We start from the raw sequence: 25350 nt of genomic DNA on the forward strand, positions 1-25350 counted from the left end.
GGGTAATTCGCCGTACACGGCGGTACGGTGCGCGACAGAATCTGTAGGGCGTTTGCAAACGTCTGACACGCGCTTAAAGGGAAAACGGCGGGCGTGCAGGCTGCTCCCACAGAATTTGCGTGACCGCTGTATCATTCCGAATCGATTTGGCCCCGACCTTTTCTCGACTCGCTGCGATTGCCCGCTAGGCTGTTGGCATGGCAGCGGTCAAAGGAGTGACAGCGAATGCACAACACCCTGGAACAGGTTTTTGGTTATCCACAGTTTCGTCCCGGACAAGAGGCCGCGATCAGCGCAGTGCTGGCCGGGCGCTCGGCGGCGGCGATTTTTCCCACCGGCTCCGGCAAGTCCCTTTGCTATCAAATATCGGCGTTGTTGCTGCCGCACCTGACGCTGGTGGTCTCGCCATTGCTGGCGCTGATGCAGGATCAATTGGCGTTCCTGCAACGCCACGGCATTTCAGCGGGCAGCATTGATTCTGCGCAGAGCCGCGAAGACGCCAATGACGTGATGGCGCGTGCTCGAACGGGTGAATTGAAGATCCTGATGATCTCGGTGGAGCGTTTGAAAAACGAGCGTTTCCGCAATTTTTTGCAGCAGGTACCGATCTCCTTGCTGGTGGTGGACGAGGCACACTGTATTTCCGAGTGGGGCCACAATTTCCGTCCCGACTACCTAAAGCTGCCGGACTATCAACGGCAGTTCAACATCCCGCAAACCTTACTGCTGACAGCCACCGCGACGCCGAAAGTCATCGTCGATATGCAGAGCAAATTCGCCATCGCTCCAGAGGATGTGGTGACCACCGGTTTCTACCGGCCCAACCTCAACTTGTTGGTGGAACCGGTGCGCGGTCAGGACAAACGTCGGCGTCTGGTGGAGTGGATGAGTGAGCGCCCGGGGCAGCCCAGCATCGTCTACGTGACCTTGCAGAAAACCGCTGAACACATCGCCGAACACCTTGAACGCAACGGCATTCAGGCCGAGGCGTATCACGCCGGTTTGCCCCACGATAAGCGGGAAGCGATCCAGAAACGCTTCATGGCCGGGCAGTCCAATTGCATCGTCGCGACCATCGCGTTCGGCATGGGCATCGATAAGAGTGACATCCGCAATGTGGTGCACTTCGACCTGCCCAAATCCATCGAAAACTACAGTCAGGAAATCGGCCGTGCCGGGCGAGACGGGCAGCCCTCGGACTGTCTGGTGCTGGCCAACCGCGACAGCCTCAACGTGCTGGAAAACTTCGTCTACGGCGATACGCCGGAGCGCGATGGCATTCGTCATGTGCTCGACGAACTGAAGGCTTCGGTGCCGGACGGGCAGTGGGAGTTTTTGCTCGGGCCGTTGGCGGATCAAAGCAACATTCGTTCGTTGCCGCTGAAGACATTGCTGGTGCAGTTGGAGCTGCGCGGTTTGATCGCGCCGCGCTATGCCTACTACGCCGAATACCGTTTCAAGTACTTGGTGGAGCCGGACGCGCTGCTCTCGCGTTTCGAGGGTGAGCGCAGGGATTTTGTCGCGGCGATTATCCAGACCTCAAATCGCGCACGCACATGGGCGACCGTGAGTTTCGATGCGATGTACGAACAGTATTCTGCCGAGCGTAATCGGGTGGTAACGGCGCTGGATTATTTTCAGGAGAAGGGCTGGGTCGAGCTTGAAAGCAAGCAGATGACTGAGGTCTACAGCCTGCTGCACAGCGACTTTGACAGTGACGTGTTGAGTGGCGAGTTGCACGATTACTTCACTCGACATGAACAGACCGAAGTGGCGCGGATTCACGCGATGCTTGAGGTTTTCGCCACCGAGCGGTGTTTGGGTTATCGACTGGCCGGGTACTTCGGTGACCATGATGCGCCCGAGCGTTGTGGGCATTGTTCGGTGTGTCATGGGCAGGTTGCACGCTTGCCGGCGCCGCCGGAATTGCCGCCGCTTGTGGATAAAAACTTCGCGGCGCTGTGTGGGGATTTTATCCACAGGCACGAACAACATACGGGCAGCGTTCCGACGGCGGAGCGGTTGACACGGTTTTTGTGCGGGATCAGCGTGCCGCTGTTTACCAAGCTCAAGGCGCGGGCGATTCCCGGGTATGCGGCGCTCGAAGAATACCCCTACGCCGAGGTGCGCAGCTGGGCACAAGATCACCTCTAACCCTTGTAGGAGCTGCCGAAGGCTGCGATCTTTTGATGTTGATTTTTCAAGATCAAAAGATCGCAGCCTTCGGCAGCTCCTACATGATCAAGACAAGGGCTCTATCCATCCGCTGAATGTCGATCATCACGGTAATAAACTTCAAAAAACGTCGTCGGCTGACTATGGTGAGACCAGTCTTTGGATCGCCAACAAGAGAACAATATGAGCCAGACATCCTTCGATATTCAGCAGGCCGCCGTGATCGGCGCGGGCACCATGGGCCGTGGCATCGTCATGTGCCTGGCCAATGCCGGCGTGACAGTGCAGTGGGTAGATAACAACCCACAGATGCTTGAGCAGGCACTCGCCACCGTTGCCGACACCTATGCACACAATGTACGGCAGGGGCGCATTGATCAGGCCGAGGCTGATGCGCGTATCGCCCGGGTCAGTGCGGCGGCGGATTACGCGGCGATTCGCAATGTCGATCTGGTGATCGAAGCGGTGTACGAGAATCTTGAACTGAAGCAGAAGATCTTCCGCGAGCTGGATGGCTTGCTGAAGCCTGAAGCGCTATTGGCGAGCAATACATCGGCACTGGATATCGATGCGATTGCGGCGGCGACAAAACGTCCGGAACAAGTGCTGGGCCTGCATTTCTTCAGCCCGGCGCACATCATGAAACTGCTGGAAATCGTTCGCGGCGCGCAGACCTCACCAGCAGCTCTGGACGCCGCACTGGCTTTGGGCAAGCGCATGGGCAAAGTCAGCGTGGTCTCGGGCAACTGCCATGGTTTTATCGGCAACCGCATGCTGCATCCGTACGTGTTGGAGGCGCGCAAGATGTTGCTTGAAGGCGCTTATCCACAGCAGGTCGATGCGGGGTTGCAAGGATTCGGTTTCGCCATGGGGCCGTTTCGCATGTACGACGTGGTCGGCATCGATCTGGAATGGCGCGCGCGCGAGTTGGCCGGCAAGGGTCAGGATGCGCCAGAGGTGCACGTGGATAATCGCTTGTGCGAAATGGGTCGATTCGGGCAGAAGTCCGGCAACGGTTATTACCATTACGAGCCGGGCAGTCGTCAGGCTGAGCATGATCCTGAGGTCGATGCGCTGGTGTTGCAGGTCAGCGAAGGCTTGGGCTTTCAGCGCCGTGAGATCGGCCCGGAGGAGATTCTCGAGCGCTCCCTGCTGGCATTGGTCAACGAAGGGGCGAAGATTCTTCAGGAAGGTATTGCCGAGTCTGCCCATGACATCGATCTGGTTTACCTGAATGGCTACGGTTTCCCGGCGGATAAGGGCGGGCCGATGGCCTGGGCGGATCAGCAGGGGCTGGCGGATATTCATCAGCGGCTGTTGGCGCTGGAGACGCGGCAGGGCGATCAGTGGAAACCGGCGCGGTTGATTGGTGAGTTGGCGGCGCAGGGGAAGGGGTTTGCTGATCGCTGAGTGATTGGGTGCTTGGGGTGACGCTTTCGCGAGCAGGCTCGCTCCCACATTTGGAATGCGTTCCGAATGTGGGAGCGAGCTTGCTCGCGAAGGCCGCGCCACGGATTTAAATTAGACTCGCAACAAATACCTTCAGGAATCGTTGATCAATGTCCAACCCGATGCCTCAACGCACCGACTACCCGCACTTCCAGCCCATCACCACACGCTGGCACGACAACGACGCCTACGGTCACGTCAACAACGTCACCTACTACAGCTTCTTCGACACAGCCGTGAACACTTACCTGATCCAGGTCGGTGGTCTGGATATCCATGACGGGGAAGTGGTGGGTTTCGTGGTCAGTTCGGCATGCGATTACTTCGCCTCGATCGCGTTCCCGGATCTGATCGAGATCGGATTGCGGGTTGGCAAGTTGGGCAACAGTTCGGTGCAGTACGAACTGGCGGTGTTCAAGGTCGGCGAAAGCGAGGCCTGTGCGGCCGGGCGATTCGTTCATGTGTTTGTGGATCGGGCGAGCAATCAGCCGGTGCCGATTCCGAGCGAATTGCGTCAGGCGCTGGAACGTCTGGTGGTGGGATAAAGCAAAAAGATCGCAGCCTGCGGCAGTTCCTACATTGATCTGTGTAGGAGCTGCCGCAGGCTGCGATCTCTTGATCTACTTGCCGCCAATCAGCAATCAGCGGTGACGATAATACTTGTGATGCTTGCGGTGACCGTAGGCATGACCGCGACCACGGTGGTCGTCGCGGTAGTAGCGACGGTTATCACGACCGCGATCGTAATGACGATCATCGTCATCGCTCTTGTTGCCCATGTAGTTACCCAACGCACCACCGGCACCGCCACCTGCGGCCGAACCGATCAGGCTGCCAGTGCTGCCGCCGAGGCTGCGACCGACCACGTTACCGCCAGCAGCGCCCAACGCACCGCCAATGGCTGCTTCGCCACGGCTGCGTTTGTCGGCGCCGACTGCGCTACCACCCGCGCCGCCCAAGGCTGCGCCAATGGTGGAACCTGTATTGCCGCCTAAAGACTGACCGACGACCGAGCCAAGAACCCCGCCCAATGCGCCGCCAACACCTGCTTCGGTGGTGCCGCCTGCCGACGCAAAACCACTGACCAGGCCAAGGGACAACAAGAGAATCTGGGAGAACTTCATAGAGGAGCCTCAAAGGGATGACGGCGCCGATCCTGAGGCTGTGTAACAAGCGTGACAATCGAAATCCGACGAATAACACGACTTGTATACAATTTCGCAAGTTACTGTTTTGTATACGGAACTTATCTGATTTTTGCCGGTCTTTAACTACTTCGGACAGGCCGCTTTTGTAAAAAAGCGGCCTTTTTTGTGGGCGTTCGAAAGGCAAAAACGAAAAGATCGCAGCCTTCGGCAGCTCCTACACCGATCTCTGTAGGAGCTGTCGAAGGCTGCGATCTTTTGACCTTGTGTTAAGCCGACTTGGCCATGATCAACCCCGTCTCACTCGCCGCTTCCAACCGGATCGCGATGAACTTCGACGTCGGCGTATGGCTGCCATCCCCGGTGCTCTCCAGCGGCACCAGCGGATTCACCTCCGGATAATAAGCCGCCGCCTGCCCCGCCGGAATATCAAACGCCAGCAAGGTAAAGCCTTTCACCCGACGCTCACGACCGTCGTCCCACAGCGACACGATGTCAGCCTTCTGCCCCGGACGGAAGCCCAGGCGAATGATGTCCGCCTCGTTGGCAAACAACACATCGCGCTGGCCCTTCACGCCGCGATAACGGTCATCGAGCCCATAAATCGTCGTGTTGTATTGATCGTGAGAACGCATCGATTGCAGGATCAGATCCGGCAGTTGTCCAGTCGCACGAGTGCGTTCGTGCACCAGATCTTTCGGCAGCAGGTTCGCGCGGAAATTGGCGCGGCCCGACGGCGTGTTCCACTTGCGCGCACCGGCGCTGTTGCCAAGGTAGAAACCGCCCGGGTTTTTGACCTTCTCGTTGAATTCCTTGAAGCCCGGAATGGTGTCGGCGATCAGGTCGCGAATGCGCGCGTAATCGGCCACCAGCCAGTTCCAGTCCACCGGTTTGCTGCCCAGCGTAGCGGCGGCGATGCCGGCGATGATCGACGGCTCCGAGCGCATCTGGTTCGACAGCGGCTGCAACTGGCCGTTGGAGGCGTGAACCATGCTGAACGAGTCTTCCACGGTGACCGCTTGCGGGCCTTCAGTCTGGATGTCGATGTCGGTGCGACCGAGGCACGGCAGGATCAGCGCGTCTTTACCGTGAGCCAAGTGGCTGCGGTTGAGCTTGGTGCTGATCTGCACGGTCAGGTCACAATTGCTCAGCGCTTCGAAAGTGCGCGGGCTATCCGGCGTCGCTTGAGCAAAGTTGCCGCCCAGCCCGATAAAGACCTTGGCACGACCTTCGGCCATCGCATGAATCGCCTCGACCACGTTGTGGCCGTTATGACGCGGCACCTTGAACTGGAAGCGCCGCTCCAGAGAATCGAGGAACGCCACCGGCGGACGCTCGTTGATGCCCATCGTGCGGTCGCCCTGCACGTTACTGTGACCGCGCACCGGGCACAGACCGGCGCCCGGTTTGCCGATGTTGCCGCGCAGCAGCATCAGGTTGGCGATTTCCTGAATGGTCGGCACCGAATGGCGGTGCTGGGTGATGCCCATCGCCCAGCACATGATTACGTTTTTGCCTCTGGCGTACATGCGCGCGGCTTGCTCGATGTCCACGAGGGTCAGGCCGGACTGTTCGACGATTTGTTCCCACGGCGTGTCATCCACGACACCGAGATACTCCAGCACGTTGGTGCTGTGTTCATTGAGGAAGTCGTGGTCGAACACCGCTGGCGCGCCAGCCTTCTGCGCATCGCGTTCCCATTGCAGGAGGAATTTGGCCATGCCGCGCAACAGCGCCATGTCGCCGCCGAGTGCCGGACGGAAGTAGGCGGTGTTGGTCGGCTTGTCGCCGTTGGTGAGCATTTCGATCGGATGTTGCGGGTGCTGGAAACGTTCCAGGCCACGCTCTTTCAGCGGGTTGATGCACACCACTTGCGCGCCGCGTTTCACCGCTTCACGCAACGGTTCGAGCATGCGTGGGTGATTGGTGCCGGGGTTCTGGCCCCAAACGAAAATCGCATCGGCGTGTTCGAAATCATCGAAGGTCACGGTGCCTTTGCCGACGCCGACACTTTGCGCCAACGCCACGCCGCTGGCTTCGTGGCACATGTTCGAGCAGTCAGGGAAATTGTTGGTACCGAAGGCGCGCACGAACAACTGGTACAAATAAGCCGCTTCGTTGCTGGCGCGGCCCGAGGTGTAAAACTCGGCCAGATCCGGGCTCGGCAGGCTTTGCAGGTGTTTGGCAATCAGCGTGTAGGCGTCGTCCCAACTGATCGGTTTATAGCGATCAGTTTCGGCGTCGTAGACCATCGGCTCGGTCAGGCGGCCCTGATACTCGAGCCAGTAGTCGCTCTGCTCCAGCAACGATGTGACGCTGTGCTTGGCGAAGAACTTGGCGTCGACACGACGCTTGGTCGCTTCCCAGTTCACCGCTTTCGCGCCGTTCTCGCAGAACTTGACCATGCCGCTTTCCGGCGAATCGCCCCACGCGCAACCCGGGCAGTCGAAGCCGCCGTTCTGGTTGGTCTTGAGCATCATGCGCAGGTTTTTCAGGGCGTTGTCGCTGGTCAACCAGGCCTGAGCCACACTGATCAGGGCACCCCAGCCGCCGGCTGCGCCTTTGTAAGGCTTGTAGCGCGGGACGGGTTTCTGGTCGGCTTGATGATGTTGGCTCACGCTTGATTCTCCATCGCGGGGCTATACACCCGCGGCGCACTTTTCTGCGGCAGGTGGATGAGATTGAGGTTGTGTCGACGGGCCCATTGCACGGCGAGGCCCGTGGGCGCGGACAGGCTGACCAGGGTCTGGATGCCGGCGCGCAACACTTTCTGGATCAATTCGAGGCTGCAACGGCTAGTGACAATTGCCAGTCCGCCTTCGGTGGATATCTTCTGGCGGATCAGTCCGCCGATCAGTTTGTCGAGCGCGTTGTGCCGGCCAATGTCTTCGCGACCGAGCAGCAGTTCGCCGCTGGCGTTCATGAACACTGCCGCGTGTACCGCGCCGCAGTGCTGACCCAAAGGCTGAAACGCACTGATGCGCTGACGCAAACCATCAAGCCATTCAATCGGTGGCAACGGCGCTCCGGGCAGCACTTTCAGATCAGGCAACGCCTGTTCCACCGCTTCGACGCCACACAATCCGCAACCACTGGTGCCAGCCATTTGCCGACGTTGCTGCTTGAGGTTCCAGAAGGCGCGATTGGCGATGGTCACATGCGCGTATTGCGCTGAGCCGGCGCCGGTCAGTTGCAGGTCATAGATGTCGGTCGCGTCTTCGATGATGCCGCTGCCGAGGCTGAAGCCGACGATGAAGTCTTCCAGGTCAGTCGGCGTCACCAGCATCACGGCTTGGCTGATGCCGTTGTAGGCGATCGCCAACGCGACTTCCTCGGCGAGCGCAGTGCTCGCCGACTCTTTACGGGGAAGATCGCTGTAGCTGTAGGTCTGGCTGGCGGCAGGCGCGGGCGTTTCGAGTGCAGGCGCCGCGCAAGTTGGGCGCTTGGCGTTCATGGCATCACCGACGGTTTGATCAACGTTAAGACTAGGCGCGTCAAGTTGTCGCGTCTAATCGCTACTGTCGATGTATTGATAGATGGCGTCGATCAAGGGGCCTTTTCCGTACGCATACGGTTACAGAGTCATTGGTCGGCTCGGAACCGGGTTTGCCTGACGTGGTCTAGGCTTGGGCATCTGGAACCCAAATCAAGGAGTGTGCGCTATGAGTCTTTTGAGCTTTGTGAAAGAAGCGGGTGAGAAGCTGCTGGATCTGCTGACCCCCGGTAACGCCAATGCCAGTGAGCAATTGAAGGATCACATCAATAAGGTCGGGCTGGGCAATCCGAATGTGCAGGCAACGGTGGATGGCGACAAAGTCACCGTGACCGGTGAAGTGGCAAGTCAGGAAGAGAAAGAGAAAATCCTGCTGGCCGTTGGCAATATTGCCGGGGTTGGCAGTGTTGATGATCAGATCACCGTGAGCGGCCCGGTTGTGACGGCTGCGCAGTTTGTTGTGGTCAAGTCGGGCGACACCCTCAGCGCGATTTCGCTGCGTGTGTACGGTGATGCCAACAAGTATCAAAAGATTTTCGATGCCAACAAACCGATGCTCAAGGATGTGAATAAAATCTATCCGGGTCAGACACTGCGTATTCCTGAGTAAACAGGAACCCCTGTAGGAGCTGCCGAAGGCTGCGATCTTTTGATCTGTTTTTTTTAAAAATAAAAGTCAAAAGATCGCAGCCTGCGGCAGCTCCTACAGTGGGGTCACAAGCCTGAGATCAGGTCGCGGTAGTCTTCGACTGCCGCGAATTCGGCCGTGTCTTTCGGGCCTTTGCGGCTGTCGGGTTGTTTGACTGCCAGCAAGTGCGCCACGCCAAAATCCCGCGCGCTGCGCAGAATCGGCAAGGTGTCGTCGACGAATAGACTGCGTGCCGGATCAAAACCGATATCTGCCTGCAACGCGTCCCAGAACTGCGGGTTTTCCTTGGGGAAACCGTAATCATGCGAGCTGATCAGCCGCTCGAAGTACGGCGCCAGTTCAATCCGTTCCAGCTTCAGCGACAGTGAGTCACGGTGCGCGTTGGTGATCATGATCACCCGTTTCCCGGCGCGTTTTATTGCTTCCAGAAAAGTATCCGCGTCAGGACGCAAAGCGATCAGGTGCGCGGTTTCCTGTTTCAACTCACGCACTGACAGCTTCAGTTCGCTGCTCCAGAAATCCAGGCAATACCACTGCAACTGACCTGCATGGCGTTCGAACAGCGGCTGCAATTCCATCTCGGCCATTGCGCGGCTGACCCCGTGCAGTTCGGCGTAGCGCTGGGGCAGGTGTTCCAGCCAGAAATGGTTGTCGAAGTGCAGATCCAGCAGCGTGCCGTCCATGTCCAGCAGGACGGTATCGATGTCGGACCAGGGTAAAGAGGGCATGGCAACGTCTCGAAACGGTAGAAAGATATCCGACGTAAACAATCGGGAAAGCCGCGTTATAGTAGCGCGTTCACGCCAAGGAGCTTTGCATGCGCCAGAAACCTACCGTACTCGCCCGCGAGATCGTCGCCACCAGTCGTCTGTTTTGCGTCGAAGAACTCAAGCTGCGTTTTTCCAATGGCGTGGAGCGCACCTACGAGCGGCTGGTCGGCAAGGGCGCCGGCTATGGCGCGGTAATGATCGTGGCAATGCTCGATGCCGAGCACGCGGTGCTGATCGAGGAATACTGCGGCGGTACCGATGAGTACGAATTGTCGCTGCCCAAAGGTTTGATCGAGCCGGGCGAAGATGTGCTGGCGGCGGCTGAACGTGAGCTCAAGGAAGAAGCTGGTTTTGGCGCGCGGCAACTGGAGCATCTGACCGAGCTGTCGCTGTCGCCCGGTTACATGAGCCAGAAGATTCAGGTGGTGCTGGCCACCGATCTCTACGAAGAGCGGCTGGAGGGCGACGAGCCTGAGCCGATGCGGGTCGACAAGGTCAATCTGCGTGATCTGTCGGCGCTGGCGCAGAACCCGCAATTCTCCGAAGGCCGCGCATTGGCGGCGCTGTATCTGACCCGTGACTTGCTGACCCAGCGTGGGTTCTTTCAGTCGTGAGTGACCTGTCGATGAATTTCCCCCATCCGTTGATGGCGCCAGTGGTTGAACTGGCATTGCAGGCCGGCGAAGCGATTTTGCCGTTCTGGCGCGCAGGCGTTGAAGTCACCGCCAAGGCCGATGATTCACCGGTGACGGCGGCGGATCTGGCGGCGCACCATTTGATTCTGGCCGGGCTGACCGCGCTGGATCCGAGTATTCCGGTGCTGTCTGAAGAAGACGCGAACATTCCCCAAAACGTACGCGCCGGATGGACGCGCTGGTGGTTGGTGGATCCGCTGGATGGCACCAAAGAATTCATCAGCGGCAGTGAAGAATTTACCGTCAACATTGCGTTGATCGAAAACGGTCGGGTGGTGTTTGGCGTGGTGTCGATGCCGACCAACGGTCGCTTTTACGTCGGTGGTGCCGGGCTTGGCGCGTGGCGTTGCGACAAGGGCGGCACACCGGTTTCGATTCAGGTGCGTGATGTGCCGGGAACGGGTGAGGCGTTTACGGTTGTCGCCAGCCGTCGGCATTCCAGCCCCGAGCAGGAGCGATTGCTGTCGGGCTTGAGCGCCAGCCTCGGTGAACTGCAGTTGGCGAACATCGGCAGCTCGCTGAAGTTTTGCCTGCTGGCGGAAGGGGCGGCGGATTGCTATCCGCGACTGGCGCCGACTTCGCAGTGGGACACGGCGGCGGCGCAGGGTGTGCTGGAAGGGGCGGGCGGCGAGGTACTGGATTTACGCGGTGAGGCGTTTTGTTATCCGGCGCGGGAGTCGCTGTTGAACGAGTTCTTTTTGGCGCTGCCGGCGAAGGCGGCATGGCGGGCGAGGTTGTTGGAGTTGGCGCGCGGGTAAGTGGGCTGATCCAGAATCCCCCTCACCCCAGCCCTCTCCCCCAGGAGAGGGAGCTGATCTTCATGCGCTTCAAAACCTGAGTTCGACTCGATATCTCAGGTCGATGCAAATCGAGAGAACAACCCGGTCAGTCCCCTCTCCCCCCGGGAGAGGGTTAGGGTGAGGGGCTTTTGATCGTCAGCGGTGCAACACGTATTGCCCGCTAAACGTCACCGCATCGACTTCACTCCCGACATTGACGATCCGCGTCTGCAACACCAACCGCGCCCGCCCATACCGCTGATACATCGCCAAAAACTTCTTCCACACCCGCTCATCAGGCGCCGGGCAAATCGCCGTGGCATCGCCCGTCACCGGCAGCGGATAACTGATCTGCCCTTCCTGAATCACGATGTGCCCATCGGTGATCCCTTCTTCTTTCAAACGCAAATGCAACCAGCCCCAGCCGGCCAGTACCGCGCCGCAATAGAGACTGCCGCCGAACATGGTGCTCTTGTGGTTGACGTTGGGATCGAGCGGCAAATACAGACTCAATTGCTGCTCGCGCCAGTCGAGCACCCGCAGGCCCATGTCGCGGGTCAGCGGAATGTCGTGATGAAGCACCGACTCCAGATATTGACTGTCTGTGCTCATTCGTTTTCGTCCCCGTGGCTGCTGTCACCAAAATTCAGACCGTGCTTGCGCAATTTGTCGTGCAAGGTCTTGCGCGGAACGCCCAGTGCTTCGGCGAGGCTGCGCACCGAGCTGTGCGAGCGCGCCAGTTCGGCGGCGATCAGCGATTTCTCGAAGTGTTCCACTTGTTCGCTTAGCCCGCCTTCGACAACTGCAACGGTCGCACCGTCGACACCTTCAACAGCACTGTTATCCAGCGCCAGTTCCAGACCGAGGGCAAAGCGTTCGGCGGCGTTTTGCAGTTCACGCACGTTGCCCGGCCAGGTGTGGCGCAGCAGCAAAGCACGCTGTGCCGGTTGCAATTCATGCGGCGGCAAACCGTGGCGGGCACTGGCTTCGTCGGCGTAATGCTGGAACAGCATCAGCGCATCTTCGCCACGTTCGCGCAGCGGCGGAATGCGCAGCGGTGCGACGTTGAGACGGTAATACAAGTCGGCGCGGAAACGCCCCTGATCGGCCGCCTGACGCAAGTCTTCCTTGGTCGCGGCGATGACGCGGATGTCCAGCGGGATCAGCTGATTGCCACCGAGTCGCTCGACCACACGTTCCTGGAGCATGCGCAGCAATTTCACCTGCACGTCCATGCTCATGCTTTCGATTTCATCGAGAAACAGCGTGCCACCATTGGCGAATTCGAACTTGCCGATCCGGCGTTTCTGCGCGCCAGTGAAGGCGCCCGGTTCGTGGCCGAACAGTTCGCTTTCGACCACGGACTCGGCCAATGCGCCGGCGTTGATCGCCACAAACGGCCCGTTGCGTCGGCTCGACAGATCATGCAGCGCGCGGGCGACGACCTCTTTGCCAGCGCCAGTTTCACCGAGGATCAGCACGTCAGCCTTGGTCGCCGCCAGTGCGCCAATCTGCTCACGCAGGCGCAGCATCGGCGCCGATTGGCCGACCAGTCGCGCGCTCAACTCGTTGCGATCGCTGAGGGCCAGACGCAGGCTGCGGTTGTCCAGCACCAATCGGCGCAGGGCTAACGCGCGGCGCACGCTGTCGAGTAGTGCATCGCTGGCGAAAGGTTTTTCGAGAAAGTCGTAAGCGCCGGCGCGCATCGCTTGCACCGCCAGCGGCACATCGCCATGGCCGGTGATCAACAGCACTGGCAACTCCGGATCCTGAGCGTGCAGTTCGCTGAGCAATTCCAGACCGTCCATGCCCGGCATGCGAATGTCGCTGACCACCACACCGGGCCAGTCACGCTCAAGTTGTGCGGCGAGGCCTTTGGCTTCGGACAGCGGCAGGATTTTCAGGCCGGCCAGATCCAGAGTCTGGCCGAGGGCCTGACGCAGGTGCGGATCGTCGTCGATCAACACCACCTGAATGCGATTGTCGATGGTCATGCACTTCGATCCTCGGACGGTTGCAGGCTGACCCCGGGCGCACCGGCGCGCAGCCGCAGGGTGATCAAGGCGCCGCCTTGCTTGTGGTTGGCGAACGACAGTTCACCGCCGAAGGCGCGCATCAGGGTTTCGCAAATGGCCAAACCCAGACCAAGCCCCTGCGTGCGGGTCTTGGTGGTATAGAACGGCTCGCTGGCGCGGCCGAGGGCTTCCATGCAGAACCCCGGGCCGTTGTCGCGAATGTACAGATTGACGCCCTCGGCGGTGGATTCGGCACTCAGCCACAATTTGCGCGGCGGGCCTTTTTCGGTGAGCGCATCGAGGGCGTTGGCCAATAGATTGCCGAGCACCTGGCGCAACCGGGTTTCCCCGGCTTCGACCCACAACGTGGCGGCGGGCAAATCGCGGATCAGCTCGACTTCCATGCTGCGCCGACGTTTGGCCAGCAGTGCCAAGGCATCGTCCAGCGCCGGTTGCAGGGCAACGCTTTCCGGAGCATGACGATCGCGGCGGGCGAAGGCGCGCAGGTGGGCGATGATCGAGGCCATGCGCCCGGTCAGCTCGCTGATCAATTTGAGGTTGCCGCGCGCGTCGTCGGTGCGCTGATGATCGAGCAGCACTTCGGCGTTTTCCGCGTAGCTGCGGATCGCCGCCAGCGGCTGATTGAGTTCGTGGCTGATGCTTGCCGACATCGTCCCTAGCGCCGACAGTTTGCCGGCCTGTACCAGGTCATCCTGCGCACGCACCAGTTCCTGCTGCGCCTGTTCGCGCTCCAGCACTTCCTGTTTCAGGCGCCGGTTGAGGCCTTCGAGGTCGCTGGTACGTTCGGCAACACGACCTTCGAGTTCGCGGCGCGCCTTGGCCTCGAAAGCGATGCGTTCCAGATAATGACGGCGACGCTGCATCATCAAACCGAGCAACAACATCACCACCAGCAACGTGGCGCCACCGATGGCCACGACCGTGCGCACCGGGCGATCGATCAGCGTGCGCGGGGCAAGGATGCTGACACTCCAGCCGGTTTCGGCGATGTCGTGGGTCTGGATCAGCCAGGCAGTGGGGCTGAGGTTCAGCGGTCGAGGCTCGCGGGTTGGATAGGGCTGGATCGCTGTGATCGCAGAGCGTTCGGCTTCGCTCAACTCGCGGGTCGAGCGGAAACGCCATTCCGGGCGCGAGGTAAGAATGACCACGCCGTTGTGGTCGGTCACGAGCAGTTGTTCTGGAGTTTTGCCCCAAAGACTTTCGGTGTGATCGAGATCGACCTTGATCACCAATACGCCGATGATTTTCTCGCCGTTGCGCACGGCGGCGGCGAAGAAGTAACCGCGTTTGGCTGACGTGGTGCCGAGCCCGAAAAAGCGCCCCAGACGCCCGGCCATCGCTTCACTGAAATACGGACGGAAGGAGAAATTACGGCCGACAAAACTGTCGTGTTTGTCCCAGTTCGAAGCCGCCAGCGTCTGGCCGTTGGTGTCCATCAGGTACATGACTTCGGCGCCGGTTTGCGCGGCGATATTTTTCAGCAGGCGATTGGCGTTGCCTTGGGTGACGCCATCATCCGGCGCGCCGAGGACAGAGCGTAGCGCGGGCAGATCACCGAGGATCTGCGGCAACACTTCGTAGCGGTGCAGGGTGCCCAGCAGGTTGGCGACGTAGAGGTCGAGGGTCTGGCGATTCTGGCCGGCCAGTTCGCTGCGGTAATACCGCTCGGCAAGATGTTCCAGCGGCCACAACAGCGGCGCCAGACACAGCGCCAGCAACGCAAGGCTGCGCCAGCGGGGTCTGCGGGGAAGGGTTGGTTTCATGCCGAATGCGCCTGTGGGGAACAGGCGCATTATGCCTAGGCTCAGGCGAAGACGTCAGCGTCCTTGGACGATGCGGTGAATGCAGGAATAAAAATTACCAAGCGTCACTGTAACAGCGGGTGGGGGTTGCGCATCCTCTGCAGCAATGGCGATATAGGCGCCTAATAAAATTTCAGGGGTTGTTTGCATGCCACTTGCCACGTTGTTTCACCGCGCCAGTTTGCCTAGCCCTCAGGTTTCTGAGGCGCAAGCCCTGCAATGGCTCGCGGAACATTACGGGATCAGTGGCCGGTTAAAAGCCTTGGGCAGCCAGCAGGATCTCAACTTCCGGGTCGACAGTGAGCGCGGCCGGTTTGTGCTGAAAATATGCCGTGGCGACTATTCGCTGGTGGAGCTGCAAGCCCAGCACGCCGGCCTCAAGTACCTCGCCGAACATTCCGCAGTCAGGGTGCCCAGCGTTATCGTCGCCAACAATGGTCAGGATTTGTTGACCTTGGAATCCGCTGGCGAATCGGTGCACGTGCGCTTGCTCGATTACATCGAAGGCCAGCCGCTGACCGATCTCGACCATTTGGGCACAGAAGTCGTGGCCGGGTTTGGTCGGCTTTGCGGTGAGATGGATCTGGCGCTCGCAGGCTTTGATCATCCGGGCCTTGAGCGCACGTTGCAGTGGGATGCGCGCCACGCCAGCGCGTTGATCAGCCATTTGCTGCCGGTGATCAAGGATCAGCGTCAGCGCGAATTGATCGCCGACGCAGCCGAACAGGCTGAGCGCCGCTTGCAGCCGTTGCTCGAGAAGTTGCCGGTGCAGGCGATTCACATGGACATCACCGATGACAACGCGGTGTGGCAGCGCGATGCGCAGCGCCATTGGCAATTGCAGGGCGTCATCGATTTTGGCGATCTGGTGCGCACATGGCGTATTACCGATTTGTCGGTGACCTGCGCTGCATTGCTGCATCACGCCGGCGGCGATCCGTTTGTGATTCTGCCGGCGGTGCAGGCCTATCACGCGGTCAATCCGTTGCAACACGAAGAGTTGCAGGCGCTGTGGCCGTTGATCGTCGCGCGGGCGGCGGTGCTGGTATTGAGTGGCGAGCAGCAGGTCAGTATTGATCCGGCCAATACGTATAGCCGCGACAACCTCACCCACGAGTGGGAAATTTTCCGCGTGGCGACCTCGGTGCCGCTGGCGCTGATGGAGGCGGCGATTCTGACGGCGGTCGGTCATTCCCTGCCGGCGATCAACAGCGAAGGTTTTGCCCCGTTGCTGCCGAGTCTGGTCGGGCGCGAATTTGCCTTGATCGATCTTGGCGTCTTGAGCGCGCATTTCGAGGCGGGCAACTGGGAGCAGGAAGGTATCGATCAGCGCCTGCTGACCGAAGCCGCTGCGGCGCATGGTTTGGCGGCGAGCCGTTATGGTCAGTACCGTTTGTCGCGCACGCGCCCTGACAGTGCGGACGAACCAGACACCTTCCCGCTGCACGTCGAATTGCGCGTGCCCAACGGCACTGCCGTCGAAGCGCCATTTGCCGGCGTGCTGCATCAAGCGGCGGACGGCGCGTTGCGCCTCGATGGCCCGCAACTCAGCGTACGTCTGTGGGGCGTGACGCCTTCGCTGCACAGCGGCGCGGCACTGGTCAAAGGTCAGGTGCTGGGCTCGGTCAGCGGCCCGTTATTGGTTCAGCTTTGCCGTGGCGCGCAGTTGGAAGCGCCGCTGTTCTGCACGCCAATCCACGCGGCGGCCTGGCAGGCATTGTGTCCGTCGCCAGCCGCGCTGCTGGGGCTGGCCTGCGATGCCGAGCCGGAGCTGGATGGCAAAACCCTGCTTGAACGCCGTGACGCCAGTTTCGCCCGCACGCAAAAACACTATTACGTCGACCCGCCGCGCATCGAACGAGGCTGGCGCAATCACCTGATCGACATGCAGGGCCGCTCCTATCTGGACATGCTCAACAACGTCGCGGTACTCGGCCACGGCCATCCGCGCATGGCCGCCGTCGCGGCGCGTCAGTGGTCGCTGCTCAATACCAACTCGCGTTTCAACTATGCGGCAGTCGCCGAGTTTTCCGAGCGCTTGCTGAAGCTGGCACCGGAAGGCATGGATCGGGTATTCCTGGTCAACAGCGGCAGTGAGGCCAATGACCTGGCGATCCGTCTGGCATGGGCCTACAGCGGCGGTCGCGACATGATCAGCGTGCTGGAGGCTTATCACGGCTGGACAGTCGGCGCCGACGCGGTGTCGACGTCGATTGCCGACAACCCGAAAGCCCTGGAAAGCCGCCCGGACTGGGTGCACCCGGTGCCTGCGCCAAACATGTATCGCGGTGAGTTCCGTGGCGTCGATTCGGCACCGGATTATGTGCGCAGCGTTGAGCATCACCTGGAAAAACTCGCCGAGCAGAAGCGCCAATTGGCCGGATTTATCTGCGAACCGGTGTACGGCAATGCCGGCGGCATCTCGCTGCCACCGGGTTATCTGAAACAGGTTTATGCCTTGGTGCGCGCGCAGGGCGGGGTGTGCATCGCCGACGAAGTGCAGGTCGGTTATGGGCGTATGGGTAAATTTTTCTGGGGCGTTGAAGAGCAGGGCGTGGTGCCGGACATCATCACCATGGCCAAAGGCATGGGCAACGGCCAGCCACTCGGTGCGGTGATTACTCGCCGGGAGATTGCCGAGGCGCTGGAGGCCGAAGGTTATTTCTTCTCGTCGGCGGGCGGCAGTCCGGTCAGTTGCCAGATCGGCATGGCGGTGCTCGATGTCATGGAAGAAGAAAAACTCTGGGAGAACGCGCAGGTGGTCGGTGGCCACTTCAAGGCGCGGCTCGAAGCGTTGATCGATAAACATCCGCTGGTGGGCGCGGTGCACGGTTCCGGGTTCTATCTGGGGCTTGAGCTGATCCGTAACCGCGAGACGCTGGAAGCGGCGACCGAAGAGACCGCGCTGCTGTGTAATCGTCTGCGTGAGTTGGGGATTTTCATGCAGCCGACCGGGGATGATCTGAACATCCTCAAAATCAAACCACCGATGGTGACGTCGCGCCAGAGTGTCGACTTCTTCGTCGACATGCTCGACCAAGTCCTCACCGAAGGCCTCTGATCCCATGTAGGAGCTGCCGAAGGCTGCGATCTTTTGATCTTGATTTTTAAGAGCAAAATCAAAAGATCGCAGCCTTCGGCAGCTCCTACAGGGTTTCGTTGTTAATTCGATTTGTATCGGTCTTTAATGCGTTGAATTAGACGAAATGCATTTTAGTAGCTTCTAAAGCCGATATTTATCGGCTATAAAGTCGCCATTGCTCCGGCATGGCGTCTCGCTGTCCGGTGCGCGCGTTTTCTTTTCGGTCGAATGGTCGACCGTCAAAGCACTTGCCCGGAGATGATTCATGAGCCGTATCGTTACCGTTGCCGCCACTCAGATGGCCTGTTCGTGGGATCTGGAAGCCAACCTCGAAATCGCTGAAAGGCTGGTGCGCGAAGCCGCCGCCAAAGGCGCGCAGATCATCTTGATTCAGGAGCTGTTCGAGGCGCCGTACTTCTGCCAGAAGCCAAACCCGGACTATCTGCAACTGGCAACGACGGTGGAAGAAAACGTCGCGATCAAACATTTCCAGAAAATCGCCAAAGAGCTGCAAGTGGTGCTGCCGATCAGCTTCTACGAGCTGGCCGGCCGCGCGCGTTTCAATAGCATCGCGATCATCGACGCCGACGGCAGCAACCTCGGGATTTATCGTAAAAGCCACATTCCGGACGGCCCGGGCTATCACGAGAAGTATTACTTCAACCCGGGCGACACCGGTTTCAAAGTGTGGAATACCCGTTACGCGAAAATCGGCGTGGGCATCTGCTGGGATCAGTGGTTCCCGGAAGCGGCGCGCAGCATGGCGTTGCAGGGGGCGGAAATCTTGTTCTACCCGACCGCGATCGGCAGCGAACCGCACGACAAGACCATCTCGTCGCGCGACCACTGGCAGCGTGTGCAGCAGGGCCATGCCGGCGCTAACTTGATGCCGCTGATCGCCAGCAACCGCATCGGTAACGAAGAACAGGACGGCTACGACATCACGTTCTACGGCTCTTCGTTCATCGCCAACCAGTTCGGCGAAAAAGTGCAGGAGCTGAATAAAACCGAAGAAGGTATTCTTGTGCACACTTTCAACCTCGACGAGCTCGAACACATTCGCAGCGCGTGGGGTTCATTCCGTGACCGCCGTCCGAACCTGTACGGCGCGTTGAAAACCCTCGACGGTTCCCTGGAGTCCTGATCCCGATGACCACATTGAAAAGTACCCCGCGCGCCGACGGCTTTCACATGCCGGCCGAGTGGGCGCCGCAAACGCAGACCTGGATGATCTGGCCCGAGCGCCCGGACAACTGGCGTCTGGGTGGCAAACCGGCGCAAGCCGCGCACGCAGCGGTGGCCAAAGCCATCGCGCGTTTTGAACCGGTGACTGTTGCCGTTTCCGCCGGCCAATACGAAAACGCCCGCGCCCGCCTCGACGTGCCGAATATCCGCGTGGTCGAGATGTCCAGCGATGACGCCTGGGTACGCGACAGCGGCCCGACCTTCGTCATCAATAACAGCGGTGAAGTGCGCGGTGTGAACTGGGACTTCAACGCTTGGGGCGGTTTCGATGGCGGTCTGTATTCGCCGTGGAATCGCGACTCGCAGGTCGGCGGCAAGATCCTCGAGATCGAACGCAGCCCACGCTATCGCACTGAAGGTTTTGTGCTCGAAGGCGGTTCGATTCACGTCGACGGCGAAGGCACGCTGATCACCACCGAAGAATGCCTGCTGAACCGCAATCGCAACCCGCACCTGGGCCGCGAAGAGATCGAAGCAGTGCTCAGCGCCAATCTGTCTGTGGATAAAATCATCTGGCTGCCGGACGGTTTGTTCAACGACGAAACCGACGGCCATGTGGATAACTTCTGCTGCTACGTGCGTCCGGGTGAAGTGCTGCTGGCGTGGACTGATGATCCACAGGATCCGAACTACCCGCGCTGCCAGGCAGCGATGAAAGTCCTCCAAAGCAGCACTGACGCCAAGGGTCGCCCGTTCACGGTGCACAAAATGCCGATCCCGGGGCCGCTGTATGCGACCGAAGAAGAGTGCGCTGGTGTCGATCCGGTCGACGGCACGCAGGAGCGTAATCCGTCGGTGCGTCTGGCCGGTTCTTACGTGAACTTTCTGATCGTCAACGGCGGCATCATCGCGCCGAGCTTCGACGACCCGATGGACGCACCCGCCTTGGAAATTCTGCAGAACCTGTTCCCGCAGCACGAAGTGGTCATGGTGCCGGGCCGCGAACTGTTACTGGGCGGCGGCAACATCCACTGCCTTACCCAACAGCAACCCGCGCCGCACAAAGAGTGAGTTGAGTCGTAACAGCTTGAGTTGATTACCAAATCAGCCGGGCAATGATTAGCTCGCTAAGTATGAACAGAGGCCCGCAGCCCGAAAGGACGGCGGGCTTTTTTGTATCCACTTGTCGACAAATGCGAAACATTGGCATAGCTCTTGTATTCGTCTGTGGGCACTAGGGAGGGGGAAAAGAACGTCAATCGTTCTGTCATAAACCTTGGATAACGTAGCCGCTCACGAACGGGGAGAGAGCGCTGAAATGAACGCCGAAGTGAACGTAATCAGCGAGCGGACTTTGCATCCCATGGCCGTTAACGGCGAATCGCTCCACCGCGTTGCGCACTGGTTGAAGTCCAATGGAACGCGTCAGATCAGGGTTCCTGATCCGCGCCGGATGATGATCGAGCGCTACCCCGCTGACCTGTTCAGCGAGGACGAACTGGAAGCGTTGTGGGATGTGCTGGAAGGATAAGAAGAACAACAGGGATGGGTGAAAGCGCTGCCGGGATGGCGGCGCTTTTTTATGGGGGCTGGAAAGATCGTCGGGGAGGAGTATGGAAAAAAGCCCCTCGTCTACAGCACCTCACGGTAGCAGTCGGTTGAATCTGCTAATTCATTTTCTTCAGGTGGAGTGAGTACGTAAATAAAATCGATATCTGGGAAATAATTTTTGCTGTCATCCGGATTCCACACAAAGGCTTGGAGGTGTCCAGGGCCCAGTAGTAAGTTTGATGTCCTAAAGCTGAAATTCCATTTTTCAACACGAGGTACTTCTCGGTAATACTCAACTCCGTTGCGTCTAAGTGAAATACCAACTCTCAACGACCCTGTATAGGTGGTGTCCACGTAGCCACTGATTAAAGCGGGCAGCGAAAGGAAATCACCGTCCTTTGGCGAATACCACCCTCCCTCATCATTGCTCGACATGGAATGTCTCCTCAGAAAAACCTTAAAAGAACCTGATTCTTTTTAAGGCCGAAAGAGTGGTTTGGGTACCTGTAAAATCTGACAGTCCCGACGAACGGTGTAACGTCCTTTCAACCTGCAACTTGGAACTGTAAATCCCGATTTCTGTTTGAAATCAGAACGAATAAGTCCCCGTCATAACAACACTACGCGGCGCCCCCGGCTGAATCTGCGCAGCACTGGTCGCCGACGAGTAATACTCGCGATCAGTAATATTGTTCAGCGCCCCGCGCAAATCCCAATCTTTCATCCGATAACCGACCAGCGCATCCCAACGTCCATAACCCGGCAGCACAGTTGTATTGAGGTTATCGGCATAGCGCTGACCAACCAGCGTCAGTCCCGTTTCGCCATACCAGCCCATCTCCGGTTTCCAGGTCAGGAAGAGGCTGCCGTTGTGCTTGGCGACGTTGTTGATGCGTTTGCCTTCCAGGCCATTGTTGTCCTTCTCGATTGTCGCGTCCTGCACGCCGACGCCGCCGCGCACGTACCAGTTACCGGCAATTTTGCCGGTGCCGGTCAGTTCAATCCCGCGTGAACGTTGAACACCGGAGAGCACGGTCACGGTCGGATCGTTTGGATCTGCGGTGCGGCGGTTGTAGAGCTCAAGGTCGTAGATCGCCAGCGTGGTATTCAGGCGATCATCAAGCCAGTCGCTCTTCACGCCGATTTCTTTCTGCTTGGTCAGCTCCGGGCTCAGGTCATTGGAGTTGCCCGCTGCACCCGGGGTGATACCGATGAGACCGCCGCCCACTGGTGAGAAAGTTTTAGTCCATGAGGCATAGAACGAGTGATTGTGCAGCGGCGTCCAGACCAGGCCCACGCGCGGGCTGGTGCTGTGGCTGTCGCGGTCTTCGCTGATGTTTTTCAACTGGTTGGTCGACTCGATGTCGAAGGTGTCGTAACGCAAACCGGCGAGCACCTGCCATTGATCGTTCAGACGCAATTGATCCTGCACGTACAGGGCGCGGCTTTCGACCTCGGTGTGAGTGTCGCTGGATACCTGCATGCGCCCGGTGTGGCGCAAATCGCGATTGGGGTTGTACCGATCCAGCGCTGGCACTGGCGAGCTGCCGGGGCCCGTGGTCGCCGCGTTGTACAGCTTCGGGTCGCGGCGTTGACTGCCGATCTCGATCCCGGTCAGCAGACGATGCTCCAGACCAAAGGTGTCGAAACCGCCTTCCAGCTCAATGTTGTTGTAAATGTTGCGGGTGGTCAGATCCTGCTGCCAGTGCTGACGCGTGACCTTGTTGGTCGCCGGGACATAACCGGTGAGGTAGGTGTTGTCGAAATCACTGTCGAGTTTGAACACGCCGAGGGTCTGGCGCAGTTGCCAGTTTTCGTTGATTTCGTAAGTGAGCTTCGAGCGCAACGACTGGGTTTTGTCGTCGATGAAGTCGTGATCGTTGCCATAAGTGGTGTCGCGCCCGACATCGGCCGGCCGACCATTAACCCCCGGAATACCGCGATCCGGCGTACGGTTGTAGCGGCTGTATTCGTACTGCACCAACCAATTCAGATCCGGGCTCAGTTGCCAGCTCATCGACGGCGCGAACAACTGGCGATTGCCACTGACGCCATCGCGGAAGCTGTTTTCATCCATGTTGCCCATGTTCAGGCGCAGGCTGATGTTCTCGCTCGGATCGGTGCTGAGGTCGGCGTAAAGACTGCGCAAATCTTCGCTGCTGCCTTGGGCTTCAATCGTCGAGCGGCGGCCGAATTCCGGCATTTTGCTCACGCGGTTGACGATGCCGCCCTGGCTGCCACGGCCATACAACACAGCGGCCGGGCCCTTGAGCACTTCGACGCGTTCGATGTTGTGCATGTCGCGCTTGTACTGGCTGTCGTCGCGGATGCCGTCCAGATAAAAGTCGTTGCTCGCATCGAAACCCCGGATGCGCAGGCTGTCGAAACGCGTGTCGGCGCCGCTGCTGACGTTGGGAATACCGCTCAACGCATCGCCAATGTCGTTGGTGCCGTAGTTCGCCACATTGGCGGTCTTGATTGAATCGATGGCCTGCGGCACGTAGCGCACCGGCGTCGAGGTGCGAGTCGCGGTGTTGCTGACCTTTACGCGCGGATCATCGTCTTCGGCTTCGGCAGCGCTGATCGATGTTTCAGGCAGTGTTGTAGGAGCAGCGTAGGAAAAACCGGCAGACAGCAGGGCAGAAAGGCCAAAGCTGTAGGACGTCAGGCGAAAAGGGGCAGGCATTGAAGAAAACATCCGTAGGATTTTTAGGCTGAAGCATGTAGGGCGCGGATGATAATGCTTGCTATTTACTTTCGTTAATTATTCCTGAGAAGTTCCGCTGCCGGATTGTTTCGGATTGTGTCTCAGCCCGTACAACCCGCTCGTTCAGCGAAATAAACCAACTCGTGAGGGCAATCATGGACGCGATAAACCGCTGAAGAATCTTCCTCTGCGCTGCGTCAAAATCACTGGTTGTGACCGATTCCTTGCAACCGGCCATCACAAAATTTACGTTTCTTAGACGAATTTCGCCTATTTAAAGACGATTCTTGAAATTGACACATTGTTCCGGGCGCGGCTACGATTCGGCCCAACGCCTGTGGCCAACCGCCATGACTCAAAATAATAAGAAGGCCCGCCACGACTTGGTCGTGGGCGGGTCTTTTTGTTTCGGGATGAAAAAAGAGTGCAAAAGCGCCGTTTCAGCCGTTCGACACAGCGCGTTTCAACCCGTAATAAGGAAAATAAAATGTTGAACAAGCGAATCAGCCTGATCGCTCTGGGGATGTTGAGCGCCACACAGGCCATGGCTAACGACCAGGCCGAGTCCAAGGGTTTTCAAGAAGACAGCAGCCTCAAAGTGCTGCTGCGCAACGCTTACATCAATCGTGACTACAAAGACGGCAACGACGACAAATCCGAATGGGGCCAAGCGGCCATCGGTACGTTCTCGTCCGGCTTCACCCAAGGCACCATCGGTGTCGGCGTCGACGCTTTCGGTCTGTACGCACTGAACCTGGAACGCAGCGAAGATCGCAGCGGCGCCGGTGGTATCGACTTCTTCAAGAAGGGCGCCAGCGGCGCTCCGGCCGACGACCTGTCCAAGGGCGGCGCAGCGGTCAAATTCCGTCTGTCCAGCACCACCCTGACGTACGGTGACCAGATGCCGGCCCTGCCGGTGCTGAACTACGACAACTCGCGTCTGCTGCCGGAAAGCTACACCGGTACTTTGATCACTTCCAAAGAGATCAAAGGCCTGGAGCTGAACGCCGGTCGTTTCACCGCCGAATCGCGCAAGAGCGCTGAAGGCCGTGACAGCGGTGGTCTGAAATCGATCAACGTATTGGGCGGTAGCTACCAGTTCACCGAACAGTTCAAGGCTGCGCTGTACGCTTCCGACGTCGAAGACGTGCTGAAGAAGCAATACGTGAACGCCAACTACGTGTTCCCGATCGACAAGGATCAGTCCCTGACCTTGGACTTCAACGGCTACCGCACCAAGCTGGACAATTCCTACGTCCGCGAAAGCGGTGCAACCGGCGACGACAACAAGATCTGGAGCCTGGCCGCGACTTTCGTCACCGGCCCACACTCGTTCACCGTGGCGCACCAGCGTTCCACTGGCGACAGCAACCTGGGCTACGCCTACGGCGGCTATCAGAAAGATCAGGGTCGTGTCGGCGACGGTGGCAACACCATCTACCTGGCCAACTCCTACTGGTCTGACTTCAACGCTGAAGACGAACGCAGCTGGCAGTTGGGCTACGGCCTCGACTTCAGCGCTTTCGGCGTGCCGGGTCTGAGCTACAACGTTGCTTACGTACGTGGCGACAACATCACTACGTCCACCAGCGAAGGCGGCACCGAGCGCGAGATCTTCAACCAGTTCAAGTACGTCGTGCAAAGTGGCCCGGCCAAAGACCTGAGCGTGAAACTGCGCAGCTCGATCCTGCGCGTGTCGCAGAAGTCCAGCGAGTACAACGTCAGCGGCAACGAGCTGCGTGTGTTCGTGGATTACCCGATCAACATCTTCTGATGATCGCTTAAGTGTAAAAACTTGAAAAAAACCCCGATTCGCTCGGGGTTTTTTTTCG

20 protein-coding genes are annotated in these 25350 nt (G+C 59.0%); 11 read left to right on the top strand and 9 right to left on the bottom strand.

Annotated elements, in window-relative coordinates; translation table 11 throughout:
- The first annotated feature begins 225 nt into the window (after positions 1-225).
- The 3 genes from AD669_RS00935 (at position 226) to AD669_RS00945 (ending at position 4169) form a co-directional block, all read left to right on the top strand.
- Positions 226-2154, top strand: coding sequence for an ATP-dependent DNA helicase RecQ (locus AD669_RS00935; protein ID WP_053116538.1), 1929 nt, complete (start codon positions 226-228; stop codon positions 2152-2154).
- 204 nt (positions 2155-2358) lie between these two features.
- Positions 2359-3585, top strand: a complete 1227-nt coding sequence (locus tag AD669_RS00940; protein WP_053116539.1) for a 3-hydroxyacyl-CoA dehydrogenase — start codon at positions 2359-2361, stop codon at positions 3583-3585.
- 149 nt (positions 3586-3734) lie between these two features.
- Positions 3735-4169 carry a thioesterase family protein gene (locus AD669_RS00945; RefSeq protein ID WP_053116540.1) on the top strand — a complete coding sequence of 145 codons (435 nt, stop codon included), beginning with the start codon at positions 3735-3737 and terminating at the stop codon, positions 4167-4169.
- Positions 4170-4265: 96 nt separating this feature from the next.
- Here AD669_RS00945 and AD669_RS00950 read toward each other — a convergent pair whose 3' ends face one another.
- From AD669_RS00950 to fdhD, 3 genes are all read right to left on the bottom strand, one after another.
- Positions 4266-4748: a glycine zipper domain-containing protein gene (locus AD669_RS00950; protein WP_053116541.1), complete on the bottom strand. Its 483-nt coding sequence runs from the start codon at positions 4746-4748 to the stop codon at positions 4266-4268.
- A 290-nt stretch (positions 4749-5038) separates the two neighbouring features.
- A complete protein-coding gene (locus AD669_RS00955; RefSeq protein WP_053116542.1) occupies positions 5039-7387 on the bottom strand; it encodes an FdhF/YdeP family oxidoreductase in 2349 nt (782 codons plus the stop codon).
- Positions 7384-8223, bottom strand: a complete 840-nt coding sequence (gene fdhD / locus AD669_RS00960; RefSeq protein WP_053116543.1) for a formate dehydrogenase accessory sulfurtransferase FdhD — start codon at positions 8221-8223, stop codon at positions 7384-7386. The genes AD669_RS00955 and fdhD overlap by 4 nt, the downstream gene beginning before the upstream one ends.
- 208 nt (positions 8224-8431) lie before the next feature.
- On the opposite strand from fdhD, the gene lysM reads away from it, so the two are divergent.
- Entirely contained in the window at positions 8432-8872 is a 441-nt protein-coding gene (lysM, locus tag AD669_RS00965) for a peptidoglycan-binding protein LysM (protein WP_053116544.1), read from the top strand.
- 104 nt (positions 8873-8976) lie between these two features.
- On the opposite strand, the gene yrfG is transcribed toward lysM, so the two are convergent.
- On the bottom strand, positions 8977-9639 hold the full coding sequence (yrfG, locus tag AD669_RS00970; protein WP_053116545.1) for a GMP/IMP nucleotidase: 663 nt from the start codon (positions 9637-9639) through the stop codon (positions 8977-8979).
- 89 nt (positions 9640-9728) lie between these two features.
- Between yrfG and nudE the strand changes: the two genes are divergently transcribed.
- Complete coding sequence (gene nudE, locus AD669_RS00975; RefSeq protein WP_053116546.1) at positions 9729-10295, top strand: ADP compounds hydrolase NudE; 567 nt, start codon at positions 9729-9731, stop codon at positions 10293-10295.
- Positions 10296-10306: 11 nt separating this feature from the next.
- Positions 10307-11134 carry a 3'(2'),5'-bisphosphate nucleotidase CysQ gene (gene cysQ / locus AD669_RS00980; RefSeq protein ID WP_053116547.1) on the top strand — a complete coding sequence of 276 codons (828 nt, stop codon included), beginning with the start codon at positions 10307-10309 and terminating at the stop codon, positions 11132-11134.
- Between the two features lie 177 nt (positions 11135-11311).
- Here the strand turns inward: cysQ and AD669_RS00985 are convergent, their stop codons facing one another.
- The 3 genes from AD669_RS00985 to AD669_RS00995 are packed head-to-tail and all read right to left on the bottom strand — an operon-like array spanning position 11312 to position 14954.
- Entirely contained in the window at positions 11312-11767 is a 456-nt protein-coding gene (locus AD669_RS00985) for a YiiD C-terminal domain-containing protein (protein WP_053116548.1), read from the bottom strand.
- Positions 11764-13149, bottom strand: a complete 1386-nt coding sequence (locus tag AD669_RS00990; protein ID WP_053116549.1) for a sigma-54 dependent transcriptional regulator — start codon at positions 13147-13149, stop codon at positions 11764-11766. The genes AD669_RS00985 and AD669_RS00990 overlap by 4 nt, the downstream gene beginning before the upstream one ends.
- Positions 13146-14954 carry an ATP-binding protein gene (locus AD669_RS00995; protein ID WP_053116550.1) on the bottom strand — a complete coding sequence of 603 codons (1809 nt, stop codon included), beginning with the start codon at positions 14952-14954 and terminating at the stop codon, positions 13146-13148. The genes AD669_RS00990 and AD669_RS00995 overlap by 4 nt, the downstream gene beginning before the upstream one ends.
- 187 nt (positions 14955-15141) lie before the next feature.
- Here AD669_RS00995 and AD669_RS01000 point away from each other — a divergent pair, with 187 nt between their 5' ends.
- The 4 genes from AD669_RS01000 (at position 15142) to AD669_RS01015 (ending at position 20791) form a co-directional block, all read left to right on the top strand.
- A complete protein-coding gene (locus AD669_RS01000) occupies positions 15142-18054 on the top strand; it encodes an aminotransferase (RefSeq protein ID WP_053116551.1) in 2913 nt (970 codons plus the stop codon).
- Positions 18055-18340: 286 nt separating this feature from the next.
- Positions 18341-19219: an N-carbamoylputrescine amidase gene (gene aguB / locus AD669_RS01005; protein ID WP_034151905.1), complete on the top strand. Its 879-nt coding sequence runs from the start codon at positions 18341-18343 to the stop codon at positions 19217-19219.
- Between the two features lie 5 nt (positions 19220-19224).
- On the top strand, positions 19225-20331 hold the full coding sequence (aguA, locus tag AD669_RS01010; RefSeq protein ID WP_053116552.1) for an agmatine deiminase: 1107 nt from the start codon (positions 19225-19227) through the stop codon (positions 20329-20331).
- Positions 20332-20578: 247 nt separating this feature from the next.
- Positions 20579-20791 (top strand): hypothetical protein, encoded by a 213-nt coding sequence (locus AD669_RS01015; RefSeq protein ID WP_053116553.1) that lies wholly within the window; start codon positions 20579-20581, stop codon positions 20789-20791.
- A 101-nt stretch (positions 20792-20892) separates the two neighbouring features.
- On the opposite strand, the gene AD669_RS28400 is transcribed toward AD669_RS01015, so the two are convergent.
- Together AD669_RS28400 and AD669_RS01020 are read right to left on the bottom strand one after the other, a co-directional pair.
- Positions 20893-21246, bottom strand: a complete 354-nt coding sequence (locus AD669_RS28400) for a hypothetical protein (protein ID WP_156316121.1) — start codon at positions 21244-21246, stop codon at positions 20893-20895.
- Positions 21247-21400: 154 nt separating this feature from the next.
- Positions 21401-23497: a TonB-dependent siderophore receptor gene (locus AD669_RS01020; protein WP_053116554.1), complete on the bottom strand. Its 2097-nt coding sequence runs from the start codon at positions 23495-23497 to the stop codon at positions 21401-21403.
- Positions 23498-24005: 508 nt separating this feature from the next.
- On the opposite strand from AD669_RS01020, the gene AD669_RS01030 reads away from it, so the two are divergent.
- Positions 24006-25292: an OprD family porin gene (locus AD669_RS01030; protein WP_053116556.1), complete on the top strand. Its 1287-nt coding sequence runs from the start codon at positions 24006-24008 to the stop codon at positions 25290-25292.
- The last annotated feature ends 58 nt before the right edge of the window (positions 25293-25350 follow it).

Source organism: Pseudomonas sp. P1.31 (genome assembly GCF_001269815.1).
In the GTDB taxonomy this organism is placed as follows: domain Bacteria; phylum Pseudomonadota; class Gammaproteobacteria; order Pseudomonadales; family Pseudomonadaceae; genus Aquipseudomonas; species Aquipseudomonas rustica.

Excerpts from the sequence above, each read along its gene's own strand:
- AD669_RS00935 (WP_053116538.1), top strand. The coding sequence starts at position 226 with ATGCACAACACCCTGGAACAGGTTTTTGGTTATCCACAGTTTCGTCCC.
- AD669_RS00940 (WP_053116539.1), top strand. The coding sequence starts at position 2,359 with ATGAGCCAGACATCCTTCGATATTCAGCAGGCCGCCGTGATCGGCGCG.
- AD669_RS00945 (WP_053116540.1), top strand. The coding sequence starts at position 3,735 with ATGTCCAACCCGATGCCTCAACGCACCGACTACCCGCACTTCCAGCCC.
- AD669_RS00950 (WP_053116541.1), bottom strand. The coding sequence starts at position 4,748 with ATGAAGTTCTCCCAGATTCTCTTGTTGTCCCTTGGCCTGGTCAGTGGT.
- fdhD (WP_053116543.1), bottom strand. The coding sequence starts at position 8,223 with ATGAACGCCAAGCGCCCAACTTGCGCGGCGCCTGCACTCGAAACGCCC.
- lysM (WP_053116544.1), top strand. The coding sequence starts at position 8,432 with ATGAGTCTTTTGAGCTTTGTGAAAGAAGCGGGTGAGAAGCTGCTGGAT.
- yrfG (WP_053116545.1), bottom strand. The coding sequence starts at position 9,639 with ATGCCCTCTTTACCCTGGTCCGACATCGATACCGTCCTGCTGGACATG.
- nudE (WP_053116546.1), top strand. The coding sequence starts at position 9,729 with ATGCGCCAGAAACCTACCGTACTCGCCCGCGAGATCGTCGCCACCAGT.
- cysQ (WP_053116547.1), top strand. The coding sequence starts at position 10,307 with ATGAATTTCCCCCATCCGTTGATGGCGCCAGTGGTTGAACTGGCATTG.
- AD669_RS00985 (WP_053116548.1), bottom strand. The coding sequence starts at position 11,767 with ATGAGCACAGACAGTCAATATCTGGAGTCGGTGCTTCATCACGACATT.
- AD669_RS00990 (WP_053116549.1), bottom strand. The coding sequence starts at position 13,149 with ATGACCATCGACAATCGCATTCAGGTGGTGTTGATCGACGACGATCCG.
- AD669_RS00995 (WP_053116550.1), bottom strand. The coding sequence starts at position 14,954 with ATGAAACCAACCCTTCCCCGCAGACCCCGCTGGCGCAGCCTTGCGTTG.
- AD669_RS01000 (WP_053116551.1), top strand. The coding sequence starts at position 15,142 with ATGCCACTTGCCACGTTGTTTCACCGCGCCAGTTTGCCTAGCCCTCAG.
- aguB (WP_034151905.1), top strand. The coding sequence starts at position 18,341 with ATGAGCCGTATCGTTACCGTTGCCGCCACTCAGATGGCCTGTTCGTGG.
- aguA (WP_053116552.1), top strand. The coding sequence starts at position 19,225 with ATGACCACATTGAAAAGTACCCCGCGCGCCGACGGCTTTCACATGCCG.
- AD669_RS01015 (WP_053116553.1), top strand. The coding sequence starts at position 20,579 with ATGAACGCCGAAGTGAACGTAATCAGCGAGCGGACTTTGCATCCCATG.
- AD669_RS28400 (WP_156316121.1), bottom strand. The coding sequence starts at position 21,246 with ATGTCGAGCAATGATGAGGGAGGGTGGTATTCGCCAAAGGACGGTGAT.
- AD669_RS01020 (WP_053116554.1), bottom strand. The coding sequence starts at position 23,497 with ATGCCTGCCCCTTTTCGCCTGACGTCCTACAGCTTTGGCCTTTCTGCC.
- AD669_RS01030 (WP_053116556.1), top strand. The coding sequence starts at position 24,006 with ATGTTGAACAAGCGAATCAGCCTGATCGCTCTGGGGATGTTGAGCGCC.